At 67.4% G+C, this 12,965-nt stretch carries 13 protein-coding genes; 8 read left to right on the forward strand and 5 right to left on the reverse strand.

Going from position 1 to position 12,965, the window contains the following annotated elements:
• Window positions 1-254 precede the first annotated feature (254 nt).
• On the reverse strand, window positions 255-1,310 hold the full coding sequence (locus AC0QTQ_RS09505; protein WP_480256375.1) for a sensor histidine kinase: 1,056 nt from the start codon (window positions 1,308-1,310) through the stop codon (window positions 255-257).
• Between the two features lie 250 nt (window positions 1,311-1,560).
• On the opposite strand from AC0QTQ_RS09505, the gene AC0QTQ_RS09510 reads away from it, so the two are divergent.
• Window positions 1,561-1,875: a hypothetical protein gene (locus tag AC0QTQ_RS09510; protein ID WP_480256376.1), complete on the forward strand. Its 315-nt coding sequence runs from the start codon at window positions 1,561-1,563 to the stop codon at window positions 1,873-1,875.
• 2 nt (window positions 1,876-1,877) lie between these two features.
• Here AC0QTQ_RS09510 and AC0QTQ_RS09515 read toward each other — a convergent pair whose 3' ends face one another.
• From AC0QTQ_RS09515 to AC0QTQ_RS09525, 3 genes are read right to left on the reverse strand one after another with little or no spacing between them, the layout of a single operon-like run.
• On the reverse strand, window positions 1,878-2,399 hold the full coding sequence (locus AC0QTQ_RS09515; RefSeq protein WP_480256377.1) for a gamma carbonic anhydrase family protein: 522 nt from the start codon (window positions 2,397-2,399) through the stop codon (window positions 1,878-1,880).
• Complete coding sequence (gene gmk, locus AC0QTQ_RS09520) at window positions 2,396-3,037, reverse strand: guanylate kinase (protein WP_121532293.1); 642 nt, start codon at window positions 3,035-3,037, stop codon at window positions 2,396-2,398. The genes AC0QTQ_RS09515 and gmk overlap by 4 nt, the downstream gene beginning before the upstream one ends.
• A gap of 3 nt (window positions 3,038-3,040) precedes the next feature.
• On the reverse strand, window positions 3,041-3,955 hold the full coding sequence (locus AC0QTQ_RS09525; protein ID WP_480256378.1) for a YicC/YloC family endoribonuclease: 915 nt from the start codon (window positions 3,953-3,955) through the stop codon (window positions 3,041-3,043).
• Window positions 3,956-4,119: 164 nt separating this feature from the next.
• Between AC0QTQ_RS09525 and AC0QTQ_RS09530 the strand changes: the two genes are divergently transcribed.
• The gene (locus AC0QTQ_RS09530; protein ID WP_480256379.1) at window positions 4,120-4,845 is read left to right on the forward strand and encodes a PAS domain-containing protein; all 726 of its coding nucleotides are present in this window, start codon (window positions 4,120-4,122) and stop codon (window positions 4,843-4,845) included.
• Between the two features lie 83 nt (window positions 4,846-4,928).
• Here AC0QTQ_RS09530 and AC0QTQ_RS09535 read toward each other — a convergent pair whose 3' ends face one another.
• Complete coding sequence (locus AC0QTQ_RS09535; protein ID WP_480256380.1) at window positions 4,929-6,299, reverse strand: class II 3-deoxy-7-phosphoheptulonate synthase; 1,371 nt, start codon at window positions 6,297-6,299, stop codon at window positions 4,929-4,931.
• Between the two features lie 178 nt (window positions 6,300-6,477).
• Between AC0QTQ_RS09535 and AC0QTQ_RS09540 the strand changes: the two genes are divergently transcribed.
• From AC0QTQ_RS09540 to AC0QTQ_RS09565, 6 genes are all read left to right on the forward strand, one after another.
• A complete protein-coding gene (locus AC0QTQ_RS09540; RefSeq protein WP_121532299.1) occupies window positions 6,478-7,584 on the forward strand; it encodes a GlxA family transcriptional regulator in 1,107 nt (368 codons plus the stop codon).
• A 154-nt stretch (window positions 7,585-7,738) separates the two neighbouring features.
• Window positions 7,739-8,923: an ABC transporter substrate-binding protein gene (locus tag AC0QTQ_RS09545; RefSeq protein ID WP_121532301.1), complete on the forward strand. Its 1,185-nt coding sequence runs from the start codon at window positions 7,739-7,741 to the stop codon at window positions 8,921-8,923.
• Between the two features lie 108 nt (window positions 8,924-9,031).
• A complete protein-coding gene (locus tag AC0QTQ_RS09550; RefSeq protein WP_128147359.1) occupies window positions 9,032-9,820 on the forward strand; it encodes an ABC transporter ATP-binding protein in 789 nt (262 codons plus the stop codon).
• Window positions 9,821-9,872: 52 nt separating this feature from the next.
• Complete coding sequence (locus AC0QTQ_RS09555; protein WP_480256381.1) at window positions 9,873-10,577, forward strand: ABC transporter ATP-binding protein; 705 nt, start codon at window positions 9,873-9,875, stop codon at window positions 10,575-10,577.
• A 1-nt stretch (window position 10,578) separates the two neighbouring features.
• Window positions 10,579-11,586: a branched-chain amino acid ABC transporter permease gene (locus AC0QTQ_RS09560; RefSeq protein ID WP_480256382.1), complete on the forward strand. Its 1,008-nt coding sequence runs from the start codon at window positions 10,579-10,581 to the stop codon at window positions 11,584-11,586.
• Entirely contained in the window at window positions 11,583-12,911 is a 1,329-nt protein-coding gene (locus AC0QTQ_RS09565; protein WP_121532309.1) for a branched-chain amino acid ABC transporter permease, read from the forward strand. The genes AC0QTQ_RS09560 and AC0QTQ_RS09565 overlap by 4 nt, the downstream gene beginning before the upstream one ends.
• The last annotated feature ends 54 nt before the right edge of the window (window positions 12,912-12,965 follow it).

Raw genomic sequence — 12,965 nt, forward strand, 5'->3', positions numbered from 1 at the left:
GATGCCGCAGGATCTCTTCCCGCAGGGTTTCGACGGAGGGGGCGATAACATCTTTCACGATCACACCTTTCGCGCACTTCGTTAATCCCTTGATGGGATGCACGGGGCACGCCGTCAAGCCGCACGGAAAAGCTGTCGCCACCTGTGGCACGGCGGTTTCTGCTTTGCCCGTTTCTGCGGCACTCGACCAGAGGATCGTAAAGAATTCATGGCAGATCGCGGGGTTGCGCCGGAATTTGCCACCCCGCCGCGGATCAGCCGGCGGGCAGGATCACGCTGAACCGGCTGCCCTTGCCCTTCTCGCTCTCGATCTTCAGCCGGCCGCGGTGGCGGGCGACGATATGCTTCACGATCGCGAGACCGAGGCCTGTTCCGCCCTGCTCGCGCGAGCGGTGCGTGTCGACGCGGTAGAAGCGTTCGGTCAGCCGCGGCAGGTGGATCGACTCGATGCCCTCGCCCTTGTCGCTGACCTCGACGCGCAGCGCCGGGCCGCGCAGCACCGGCTCATGCGCGATGCGCTCGACGTTGATCCGCACCTCGCCGCCCGAGCCGCCATACTTGATCGCGTTCTCGATCAGGTTGGCGAAGATCTGGGTGAGCTGGTCGGGGTCGCCCTTCACCCGCATCACCCCCTCCTCGCCCTCGCGGATCAGGCTGACGCCGCGCGCCTCGGCGAGCGGCTGCAGTGTCTGCTTTGCCCCCTTCAGCACCGCCGAGATGTCGACATCCGAGGTCGGGCGCCGCCGCTCCTCGGCCTCGACCCGGCTCAGCGACAGCAGGTCGCCCACCAGCCGGTTCATCCGTCCCGCCTCGCGCTCCATGATCGCAAGGAAGCGGTCGCGCGCCACCGGGTCGTCCTTGGCCGCGCCGCGCAGGGTCTCGACGAAGCCCATCAGCGCGGTGAGCGGCGTGCGCAGCTCGTGGCTGACATTGGCGACGAAATCGCGCCGCATCACCTCGGCCTCCTCGAGCGCGGTGACATCCTCGATCGCCACCACCGCCCCGCCCTGCGGCAGGCCGATCTCGTCCCCGGGCGGCAGCGGCGAGACCGTCGCCATCGCCACCATCTCGCGCCCGTTCGAGGAGATCCGCAGCCGCACCCGGCCCGGACGGTCATCCTGCAGCGCCTCCTCGAGCGCCTGGCCAAGCGCGGGCTGGCGCAGCACGGTGACGAAGGCGCGCCCCTCGATGTCGCGGCCAAACAGCAGCCGCGCCGCGGGATTGGCCGAAACGATCCGTTCCGCCCGATTTACCAGCAAAATCGGCAGTGGCAGGGCGTCGACAAGAGAGGCGGTCAGGAAATCGGACATGTTTTGCTCCTTCTGCGCGCGGAAACCTTGACCAAAAACGCGCAGGAGTAAACCATGCGACATTCTCCGGTTGCAGGCGGAGCGTCCCGGGGCAAAGCCTTCGTCTGCCAATCCAATTTTTTCAGCGCGTCGGACAAGGGCCGGCGCCGTGTGACGGGACGTGATGATGCCTTCTTTGAAGGGCCCTGCAGGTGGCCGGCCCCGTTCCGGGGCAGAGGGCGAATCGCCTCTCTCCGGGCGACGCATCCTGGTGGTGGAGCCGTCGCAATCGCTGCCGCTCGCGCTGCGCGGGGTGTCGGGGGTTGCGATCACCATCGTGCCGCTCGCCGCGATCGACGCGACGCTGATCGCGCGCACCGCGCCCGATGTGGTGCTGTCGCCGCTCGTCTGCCCCGAGCATGACATCCTCGATCTTGCGCGGCTGCTCGAGGCGCTCGGCTATCGCGGTGCGCTGCGCGCCTATAGCGGGGCGTTGCCGAACCCGCGCCTGATCCTGTCCGAGGTGCGGCAGATCTGGCGCGGCGGCGATTTCGATCTGCTTGAGCTGCCGCCCGAGCTGGGCTGAACTCAGCCGAGGGCGCGCAGGCCTTTCGCATAACGCGCGGCATTGGCGCGGTAATGCGCGGCGGATTTCAGCAGCTTTTCCTGCGCCGCGTCGTCAAGCTGCCGTACCACCTTGCCCGGTGCGCCCATCACCAGACTGAAATCCGGGATCTCCTTGCCCTCGGTGATCAGCGCGCCGGCGCCAATGAGGCAGCCACGGCCGATCTTCGCACCGTTGAGGATCGTCGCGCCCATGCCGATCAGGCTGCCCGCGCCGATGATACAGCCGTGCAGCATCGCCTTGTGGCCAATGGTGCAATCGGGCCCGATCACCAGCGGATAGCCCATGTCGGTGTGACACACGACGTTCTCCTGAACGTTCGAGCCGCGGCCGACACGGATCTCCTCGTTGTCGCCGCGCAGCGTGCAGCCGAACCAGACCGAGGCCTCGTCCTCGAGCACCACCTTGCCGATCAGGTTCGCGTCCGGGGCGACCCAGGCGCCCTGCCCCAGTTCCGGCCGAATGCCGTCAAGCTCATAGATCATCGCGCCTCAAACTCCCTGTTCAGCTCGCGCACGAAGTCGTTCAGCCAGGGCTGCCGATCTGCCCGCGCGCGCTCGGCGGCCAGAATTTCGCGCAGCTCCCTCTCGGCCTGATCGGCGTCGTGATTCACGATCACATAATCATATTCCGCCCAGTGGCTGATTTCATCGCGGCTTTTCGCCATCCGTGCGGCGATCACCTCGTCGCTGTCCTGCGCCCGCGTGCGCAGCCGCTTTTCCAGCTCGGCGATCGAGGGCGGCAGGATGAAGATCGAGATCACCTCCTTGCCGAGGCTCGAGCGGCGGATCTGCTGCCCGCCCTGCCAGTCGACGTCGAAGAGCGTGTCGCGCCCGGCCTTCATCGCCGCCTCGACCGGGGCCTTCGGCGTGCCGTAAAAATTGCCGAAGACCTCGGCATGTTCCAGCATCTCGCCATTCGCCACCATCGCCTCGAAGTCGTGCTTGGTGCGGAAATAGTATTCGATGCCGTCGGTCTCGCCCGGGCGCGGGTTGCGCGTCGTGGCCGAGACCGAGAATTTCAGCGTCGGGTCCCAGGCCATCAGCCGCTTCGCCAGCGTCGATTTTCCCGCGCCCGAGGGCGAGGAAAGGATAATCAGAAGGCCGCGCCGGGTCTGGGTCATGGCTCACTCCACGTTCTGGATCTGCTCGCGCATCTGGTCGATGACGGCCTTGAGGTCAAGTCCGATCGCGGTCAGTGCCGTCGAGCCCGACTTCGAGCACAGCGTGTTCGACTCGCGCACGAATTCCTGGGTGAGGAAATCAAGCTTGCGGCCGACCGGTCCCGCCTCGGCCAGCAGCGCGCGGGCGGCGGCGACATGGGCGCGCAGCCGGTCGATCTCCTCGGTGACATCGGCCTTCACCGCCAGCATCGCCAGTTCCTGCGTCACCCGCTGCGGATCGGCCCCGGGGGCTGCGTCGAGCACGCGGGCCAGCGCCGCCTGCAGCGCCGCCGCGGTCTCGGGCCGGCGCGCCTCGGCGGCTTCGGCCGCGGCCTCGGTCAGTGCCGCGATGCGGTCGATCTGGGCCGCGATCACCGCGCCGATCTGCGCCCCCTCGGCCGCGCGCATCGCGGCGAAGTCCTCGAGGAGCGGCGCCAGATCGGCGAGCAGCGCCGCGCGCAGCGCCGCCGGATCGGCGATCTCGGGCGCGCCCTGCTCGATCACGCCGCGCAGCGACAGCAGGTCGGCCGCCCGCGTCGGCGCCAGGGCAAGCCCCCGCTCGCCCGCCGCCGCCTCGACGCGCGCAAGCGCCGTCAGCGCTGCCTGCAGCCCGGGCTCCGAGAGCCGCAGCCCTTCGGCCCCCTCGCTGCGCGCAAGCCGCAGCGTCAGCGAGATGTTGCCGCGCGCCGCCACCGCGGCCACCGCCGTCCGCACCGCCGCCTCGAGCCCCTCGACATCGGGAAGCCGCGGGCGCAGGTCAAAGCCCTTGCCGTTGACCGAGCGGATCTCCCAGGCCCAGTCATGGCCGAGCCCGCCGCCCTGCCGCGCGGCAAAGCCGGTCATCGAGATCGTGCGCGGGCCGGATGCAGTCTTAACCATTTAACACTTTCTTTCCCCTTTTTGCCCGAAAAGGGCGTATTAAGATTTCAGTAAGGATTTCGCCTCCGGGGTCAATCGAAGACCCATAACCGCAGAAAGCGCGAGGCATTGCAACGAAAGGCCGCAGTCGCGACAGGCGCGCAGCGGCTTGGTTGGGGGATGCGATGGACCGCGATATCGACGACAAGGTGATCCACTTCGGGGCGCAGGCCGGACTTGGCATGCAGATTGCCTCGGAACTGCGGGCCTATTGGGAGGCGCTGCGCCGCGGCCGGCTGGTGCCCACGCGCGCCGACGTCGATCCGCGCGGCATCGAGCGCGCCCTCGAATATGCCTTCATCCTCGAGCGCGTGGCGCCGGGCATGGGCCGCTTCCGTCTTGCGGGCATGCATCTGAACGACCTGATGGGGATGGAGGTGCGGGGGATGCCGCTCACCGCCCTTTTCGCGCCGCAGGGCCGCAAGCATGTCACCGAGGCGCTCGAGGCGGTCTTCGACGGGCCCGCGATCGCCGATCTGCGGCTGGTGTCCGAAGGCGCGCTCGGCCGGCCCCGGCTCGAGGCGCGGCTGCTGATCCTGCCGATGAAATCCGACCTCGGCGACATCACCCGTGCGCTTGGCTGCCTCGTCGCCGAGGGCGACAGCTTCGGCCGCCCGCCGCGCCGCTTCGAGGTGCTGGCCGCCCATGTCGAGCCGGTGCTCGCCGGCGCGCCGACGCCCGGGCCGGCGCCGCTGCCGGTGCGTCCCGAGGCGATCGGCCTCGATGCGCCGTTCTTCGGCGGCCGCCCGCTCGATCTGCCCGAGTTCGAGGCGCCGCGGGCTGCCCGCCCGCTCTCCGACTGCTCGCCGGAAGAGCGGCGCGCGATGTTTCGCGTGATCAGCAACGCCTGAGACGGACCCCGGGGTACGTGACGAGTACGGCCCGGAGCGATGCTCCGGGCCGCTGTTTTCGTCGCAGGCCGGTTCGGCGCGGATCAGAGGCCCGAGGCCTTGCGCAGCGCGCGCCGGTCCTGCAGCTCCTCGGCCACGAGGAACGCGAGTTCCAGCGACTGCGAGGCGTTGAGCCGCGGGTCGCAGGCGGTGTGATAGCGGCTCGACAGATCCTCGTCCGAGACCGCGCGCACGCCGCCGGTGCATTCGGTCACGTCGCGGCCGGTCATCTCGAAATGCACGCCGCCCGGGATCGTGCCCTCGGCCTTGTGCACCGCGAAGAACTCGCGCACCTCGCGCAGCACCGACTCGAAGGGCCGGGTCTTGTAGCCCGAGGCCGCCTTGATCGTGTTGCCGTGCATCGGGTCGCACGACCACAGCACATTCGCGCCCTCGGCCTGCACCGCGCGGACGAGCCGCGGCAGATGCTCGCCGACCTTGCCCGCGCCAAAGCGCGCGATCAGCGTCAGCCGGCCCGGCTCGTTCTCCGGGTTCAGCTTCGCCATCAGCACCTTCAGGTCGTCGGCCGTGGTCGAGGGGCCGCATTTCAGCCCGATCGGGTTCTGCACGCCGCGGCAGAACTCGACATGGGCGCCATCGGGCTGACGGGTGCGGTCGCCGATCCAGATCATGTGGCCAGAGCCCGCGACCGGAATCCCCGTGGTGCTGTCGACGCGGCACAGCGCCTCTTCGTATTCCAGCAGCAGCGCCTCGTGCGAGGTGTAGAAATCGACCTTGCCAAGCTCATGCGCGGTGTCCGAGGTCACCCCGGCCGCGGTCATGAAGTCCATCGCGTCGCCGATGCGCTCGGCCACTTCGCGATAGCGCGCCGCCTCGTCCTCATCGGTGAAGCCGGCAATCCAGCTCTGCACGCGGTGGATGTCGGCATAGCCGCCGGTCGAGAAGGCGCGCAGCAGGTTCAGCGAGGCCGCGGCCTGGGTATAGGCCTGCAGCATCCGGAAGGGATCGGGCACGCGGGCATCGGCGGTGAAGTCGAAGCCGTTGATGATGTCGCCGCGATAGCTCGGCAGCTCGACGCCGCCGATCGTCTCGGTCGCGGCCGAACGCGGCTTGGCGAACTGCCCGGCCATGCGGCCGACCTTGACCACCGGCACCTTCGCGCCCCAGGTCAGCACGATCGCCATCTGCAGCATCACCTTGAAGGTGTCGCGGATGTTGTCGGCGGAGAATTCGGCAAAGCTCTCGGCGCAGTCGCCGCCCTGCAACAGGAACGCCTCACCGCGCGCGGCCTTCGCCAGATCCGCCTTCAGCCGGCGCGCCTCGCCGGCGAAGACGAGCGGCGGCATCTTGGCGAGCTGCGCCTCGACCGCGCCGAGCGCAGCCGCGTCGGGATAGTCGGGCATCTGCACCCGCGGTTTCGCGCGCCAGCCGGACTTCGTCCACCCCTTGACCATCTTCTCCTCCAGGACTTTCACAGGTTGCGCGGTTATAAGGCAGGCCTTGGCGAGAACAAACCGCTTTTTCCACAGGCGCGCGCGAAAATGACCTTCGCGCGCGGGGCCTTCGATGCCCCCTTGCGAGAGGACCCGTTCCCTGCTTTCTCTGCGGGAAACGACAAGGTCACCGTCGCAAATGCGCATCCCCTCGACGACACCCCGCACCCATTCCCGACCGGCCCCCTCGCACGGCACGCTGCGGCTGGCCACGGGCGGGCGCACGCGGCGCTTCATCTTCCTGCTGCTCGACCGCTTCACGCTGATGGCTTTTGCCAGCGCGATCGAGCCCTTGCGGCTGGCAAACCAGGTCTCGGGCGAGAAGCTCTATGACTGGAAACTCGCCTCCGAGGACGGCGGCGACGTGACCTGTTCGAACGGCACGGTGATGCGCGCCGACATGGGGCTTGGCGAGGTCACGCGCGACGACACGGTGATGGTGTGCGGCGGCATCGACGTGGCCGAGGCGACGACGAAGCCGATCCTTGCCTGGCTGCGGCGCGAGGCGCGGCGCGGCGCAGCGGTGGGCGGCCTGTGCACCGGGGCCTGGGCGGTGGCGAAGGCCGGTCTGCTCGATGGCCGGCGCGCCACCATCCATTGGGAGAATCAGGACAGCTTCGCCGAGGATTTCGAGGAGGTGACGCTGTCGAAGGCGGTCTTCGTGATCGACGGCAACCGGCTGACCACGGCGGGTGGCACCGCCTCGGTCGATCTGATGCTGAAGATGATCGCGCTCGACCATGGCGAGGCGCTGGCCAATACCGTGGCCGATCAGCTGATCTACAACTCGATCCGCACCGACCGCGACAGCCAGCGGCTGTCGATCCCGACCCGGATCGGCGTGCGCCACCCGAAGCTTGCGCAGGTGATCGCGCGGATGGAGATGAACATCGAGGAGCCGATCAGCCCGGCGCGCCTGGCGGCCGAGGTCGGCATGTCGACGCGTCAGCTCGAGCGGCTGTTCAGCCGTTATCTGAACCGTTCGCCCAAGCGCTATTACATGGAAATCCGCCTGCAGAAGGCGCGCAACCTGTTGATGCAGACCGAGATGAGCGTGATCAACGTGGCGCTGGCCTGCGGCTTCACCTCGCCCTCGCATTTCTCGAAATGCTACCGCGCGCAGTATCAGACCACGCCCTACCGCGAGCGCGGCGCCTCGGGCGTGCCGACGGCGGCGAGCGTGATCGAGCTTGACGCCGACGAATGCGACCTGTCGGGAATCGACTTTCCCGAAGAGAAGTTCTGAGCCGGCCCCCCCCATGGCGCGCCGTTGCGTCATGTTGCCCAATTCCTGGCCGAATGGTCGATTTTCGGCCAATCCGTCGCGGGCTGCCCTATTTTCTTTTGCCAAGGGCGGGACTAACGTTCCCGCAATCATGTTCCAACAGGGGAGTGAACAGATGAAGAAGCTGCTTCTGGCGACGGCTGCCGTCGCGCTGTGCGCGGGCGGCGCCTTCGCCGAGGACATCAAGATGGGGATCTCGATGGGCTTCACCGGGCCGCTGGAATCGATCGCGCCGCCGATCGCTGCCGGCGCCGAACTGGCGATGAAGGAAGTCTCGGATTCGGGCAAGCTTCTGGGCGGTGACACCGTCACCCCGGTGCGCGGCGATTCCACCTGCGTCGACGCCGCCGCGGCCACCGCGACCGTCGAGCGGATGGTGACCTCGGAGGGCGTGAAGGGCATCGTCGGCGGCATGTGCTCGGGCGAGACCATCGCCTCGCTGACCAACGTCGCCGTGCCGAACGGCGTGGTGATGATCTCGCCCTCGGCGACCTCGCCCGCGCTCTCGACGATCGAGGACAACGGCCTGTTCTTCCGCACCTCGCCCTCGGACGCGCGTCAGGGCGAAGTGATGACCGACATCATCATGGAACACGGCATCAAGTCCGTGGCCGTGACCTATACCAACAACGACTACGGCAAGGGCCTGGCCGACAGCTTCGCCGAGGCGTTCAAGGCCAAGGGCGGCACCGTGACCATCGTCGCCGCGCATGAAGACGGCAAGGCCGACTATTCGGCCGAGGTCGGCGCGCTGGCGGCGGCCGGCGGCGATGCGCTCGTGGTGGCGGGCTATGTCGACCAGGGCGGTTCGGGCATCCTGCGTGGCGCGCTCGACACCGGCGCCTTCTCGACCTTCGTGCTGCCCGACGGCATGGTCGCGGCGACGCTCGAGAAGAACTTCGGCACCGAGCTCGACGGCTCCTTCGGCCAGATGCCGGCCTCGGAAGGCGAAGGCAAGGATGCCTTCATCGCGCTGGCGAAGACCGCGGGCTTCGACGGCTCGAGCATCTACTCGGCCGAGGCCTATGACGCGGCGGCGCTGATGCTGCTGGCGATGCAGGCGGCGAAGTCGACCGATCCGAAGGTCTACAAGGACAAGATCATGGACGTCGCCAACGCTCCGGGCGAGAAGATCATGCCCGGCGAACTGGCGAAGGGCCTCGAGCTGCTGGCCGAGGGCAAGGACATCGACTATGTCGGCGCCACCTCGGTCGAGCTGATCGGTGCGGGCGAATCCGCCGGCACCTTCCGCGAGATTGCCATCAAGGACGGCAAGATCGAGACCGTGACCTACCGCTGAGGCGGCACGGAGAACCTGGGGCGGCCCGGAGCAATCCGGGCTGTTCCTTTTGAAACAAGGCCGAAAACGGCATTCTTCACGCAAAGAGTGAAGGTCACAGGGGACTGCATGATACGGGTCGAGAACCTGCACAAGCATTTCGGCGGCTTCCATGCCGTCGATGGCGCTTCGCTAGAGATCGCGACGGGCTCCATTACCGGGCTGATCGGCCCGAACGGGGCGGGAAAATCCACGCTGTTCAACGTCATCGCCGGGGTGCACAAGCCCACCTCGGGCACCGTGACGATGGATGGCGAGGACATCACCGGCCTGCCGCCGCACGAGCTGTTCCACAAGGGGCTGTTGCGCACCTTCCAGATCGCGCATGAATTCCCGACGATGACGGTGCGCGAGAACCTGATGATGGTTCCGGGCGGTCAGACCGGCGAGACGCTGTGGAACGCCTGGTTCCAGCGTGGCCGGATCGCCGAGGAAGAGGCGGCGCTTCTGAAGAAGGCCGACGAGGTTCTTGATTTCCTGACCATTTCTCACCTGAAGGACGAGCGCGCAGGGAACCTCTCGGGCGGCCAGAAGAAACTTCTGGAACTCGGTCGCACGATGATGGTCGAGGCGAAGATCGTCTTCCTGGATGAGGTCGGCGCAGGCGTGAACCGCACGCTGCTGAACACCATCGGCGACGCCATCGTGCGGCTGAACAAGGAACGCGGCTATACCTTCTGCGTGATCGAGCACGACATGGATTTCATCGGCCGGCTCTGCGATCCGGTGATCGTGATGGCCGAGGGCAAGGTTCTGGCCGAGGGCGCACCCGACACCATCATGCAGAACGAGGCGGTGATCGAGGCCTATCTCGGGCGCGGGCTCAAGAACAAGGTCAAGACGGGGGCCGCGCAATGATTGGATTTTTCCTGATCAAACAAGGCGTCATGGGATGTCCCGGAGGTGTCGCATGAGCTTTCTCGACGCTTCCAGCATGACCGGCGGCTATGGTGCCGCCGACATCCTGCACGATTGCACGCTGAAGGTCGAGAAGGGCCAGATCGCGGTGATCGTCGGCCCGAACGGCGCCGGCAAGTCGACCGCGATGAAGGCGGTCTTCGGCATGCTGCGGTTGCGCGCGGGCAAGGTGACGCTCGATGGCGAGGACATCACCACCCTGTCGCCGCAGGAGCGCGTGCGCAAGGGCATGGGCTTCGTGCCGCAGGTGAACAACGTCTTCCCGACGATGTCGGTCGAGGAAAACCTCGAGATGGGCGCCTTCATCCGCACCGACGATTTCCGCGACACGATGGAACAGGTCTATGACCTCTTCCCGATCCTGCGCGAGAAACGCTTCCAGAACGCGGGCGAGCTTTCGGGCGGTCAGCGCCAGCAGGTCGCCGTCGGCCGCGCGCTGATGACGAAGCCGAAACTGCTGATGCTCGACGAGCCCACGGCCGGCGTCTCGCCGATCGTCATGGACGAGCTCTTCGACCGCATCATCGAGGTCGCGCGCACCGGCATCTCGATCCTGATGGTCGAGCAGAACGCCCGCCAGGCGCTCGAGATCGCGGACATGGGCTATGTGCTTGTCCAGGGCGCGAACCGCTACACCGACACGGGCGCCGCCCTGATGGCCGACCCCGAGGTCCGCCGCACGTTCCTGGGGGGCTGAGATGGATATCCTCAACGCGCTGGTCGCGATCCTGAACTATGTCGTCGTGCCCGCCACCGCCTATGGCGCGCAGCTGGCGCTTGGCGCGCTTGGCGTGACGCTGATCTACGGCATCTTGCGGTTCTCGAACTTCGCCCATGGCGACACCATGGCCTTCGGCACCGCGATCACCATCCTCATCACCTGGGCGCTGCAAGCGGCGGGCATCGGCTTCGGCCCGCTGCCGACGGCGCTGCTCGCCCTGCCCTTCGGCATCGCCGCGACGGCGCTTCTGGTGCTCGGCACCGACAAGATCGTCTATTCCTATTACCGCAAGGTGCGTGCCGCGCCGGTGGTGCTGACCATGGTTTCGGTCGGCGTGATGTTCGTGATGAACGGCCTCACCCGCGTTCTGATCGGGGTCGACGAGATCAAGTTCGCCGATGGCGCGCGCTTCCTGATCTCGGCGCAGGAGTTCAAGAAGGCCACGGGCCTTGCCGAACCGCTCGCGATCCGCTCGACCCAGGCGATCACCGTGGTGACCGCGGCCCTGGTCGTGGCGGCGCTGTTCTGGTTCCTCGCGAAGACCCGCACCGGCAAGTCGATGCGCGCCTTCTCCGACAACGAGGATCTGGCGCTTCTGTCGGGCATCAACCCGAGCCGCGTCGTCGCGATGACCTGGATCATCGCCGCGGCGCTCGCCACCATCGCCGGCACGCTCTACGGCCTTGATAAAAGCTTCAAGGCCTTCAACTACTTCCAGCTGCTGCTGCCGGTCTTTGCGGCGGCCATCGTCGGGGGGCTCGGCAATCCGCTCGGCGCCATCGCCGGCGGCTTCATCATCGCCTATTCCGAGGTGGCGGTGACCTATGCCTGGAAGAAGGTCGCGATCTATCTGATCCCCGGCTACGAGTCCGACAGCCTGCTGCAGCTGTTGTCGACCGAATACAAGTTCGCCGTCAGCTTCACGATCCTGATCATCGTGCTGCTGTTCAAGCCCACCGGCCTTTTCAAGGGGAAATCGGTATGAGCACCCGTCAACCTGGCGCCGCCCGGGGCGGCAAGCTGCGCGCGCCGCTGCTTTTCGCCGCGATGGCCGCGCTGATCGCGATCGAGGCCGCCACCACCGGCTGGAACGGTGCGCTGGTGATCGTCAACATGGGGCTGATCTCGGCGATCCTCGCGCTCGGCGTGAACATGCAATGGGGCTATGCCGGGCTCTTCAACACCGGCGTCGTCGGCTTCATCGCGCTTGGCGGGCTGGGCCCGGTGCTGGTGTCGATGAAGCCGACGCCCGGCGCCTTCTCGGCCGGCGGCTGGGGCATCCTGATCGCCTTCGCGATCGCGCTTGTCACGATCATGGCCGCGGTCTGGCTGAACCGGCATCTGACGCGGATGAAGGGGCTGGCGATCCTCGCCGTGCTGATCGCGGGCTTCTTCCTCTACCGCGCCGTCTTCGACCCGGCCGTCGCCGCGATCCAGGCGATCAACCCGGCCTCCGCGGGCTATCTGGGCGGGCTCGGCCTGCCGACGCTGCTGTCCTGGCCGGTGGGCGCGCTGCTCGCCGCCGGCGCCGCCTGGGTGGTCGGCAAGACCGCGCTCGGCCTGCGCTCGGATTACCTTGCCGTCGCCACCCTCGGCATCGGCGAGATCATCGTCGCGGTGCTGAAGAACGAGGAATGGCTCGACCGCGGCGTGCTGAACGTGACCGGCATCCCGCGCCCCTGGCCCGTGCCCTACGAGGTCGACCTGCAGGCCGATCCGGGCTTCCTCGAGCGCGTCGCGGCCTTCGGTCTCGATCCGGTCACCACCTCGACGATCACCGTCAAGCTGCTTTATGGCGCGCTTTTCGCCGCGGTGCTGCTGGTGCTGATCTGGGCGCTGCAGCTGGCGCTCAATTCGCCCTGGGGCCGGATGATGCGCGCCATCCGCGACAACGAGGTCGCGGCCGAGGCCATGGGCAAGAACGTCACCGGCCGCCACCTGCAGATCTTCATTCTCGGCTGCGCGGTGATCGGGCTCGCCGGCGCGATGATGATCTCGCTCGACGGGCAGATGACGCCGTCGTCCTACAACCCGCTGCGCTACACCTTCCTGATCTGGGTGATGGTGATCGTCGGCGGGTCCGGCAACAACTGGGGCTCGGTGCTCGGCGGGATGCTGATCTGGTTCGTCTGGATCAAGGCCGAGGTCTGGGGCCCGCAGATCATGCACGTCGTCACCGCGACACTCGCGGACGGGCCGCTGAAACAGCACCTCGTCGATTCGGCGCCGCATATGCGGCTGGTGATGATGGGGCTGATCCTGCTCCTCGTGCTGCGCTTCAGCCCGCGCGGCCTGCTTCCCGAGAAATGACGAAAGGGGCCTTCGGGCCCCTTTTCACTGCCCGCGCCCAGGTCCCCGCCCCGC

Source organism: Paenirhodobacter sp. YD-8 (genome assembly GCF_056590935.1).

Coding starts and splice junctions, on each gene's coding strand:
- AC0QTQ_RS09530 (WP_480256379.1), top strand. CDS start 4,120: ATGGACCGCGATATCGACGACAAGGTGATCCACTTCGGGGCGCAGGCC.
- AC0QTQ_RS09540 (WP_121532299.1), top strand. CDS start 6,478: ATGCGCATCCCCTCGACGACACCCCGCACCCATTCCCGACCGGCCCCC.
- AC0QTQ_RS09565 (WP_121532309.1), top strand. CDS start 11,583: ATGAGCACCCGTCAACCTGGCGCCGCCCGGGGCGGCAAGCTGCGCGCG.
- AC0QTQ_RS09550 (WP_128147359.1), top strand. CDS start 9,032: ATGATACGGGTCGAGAACCTGCACAAGCATTTCGGCGGCTTCCATGCC.
- gmk (WP_121532293.1), bottom strand. CDS start 3,037: ATGACCCAGACCCGGCGCGGCCTTCTGATTATCCTTTCCTCGCCCTCG.
- AC0QTQ_RS09535 (WP_480256380.1), bottom strand. CDS start 6,299: ATGGTCAAGGGGTGGACGAAGTCCGGCTGGCGCGCGAAACCGCGGGTG.
- AC0QTQ_RS09560 (WP_480256382.1), top strand. CDS start 10,579: ATGGATATCCTCAACGCGCTGGTCGCGATCCTGAACTATGTCGTCGTG.
- AC0QTQ_RS09525 (WP_480256378.1), bottom strand. CDS start 3,955: ATGGTTAAGACTGCATCCGGCCCGCGCACGATCTCGATGACCGGCTTT.
- AC0QTQ_RS09505 (WP_480256375.1), bottom strand. CDS start 1,310: ATGTCCGATTTCCTGACCGCCTCTCTTGTCGACGCCCTGCCACTGCCG.
- AC0QTQ_RS09545 (WP_121532301.1), top strand. CDS start 7,739: ATGAAGAAGCTGCTTCTGGCGACGGCTGCCGTCGCGCTGTGCGCGGGC.
- AC0QTQ_RS09555 (WP_480256381.1), top strand. CDS start 9,873: ATGAGCTTTCTCGACGCTTCCAGCATGACCGGCGGCTATGGTGCCGCC.
- AC0QTQ_RS09515 (WP_480256377.1), bottom strand. CDS start 2,399: ATGATCTATGAGCTTGACGGCATTCGGCCGGAACTGGGGCAGGGCGCC.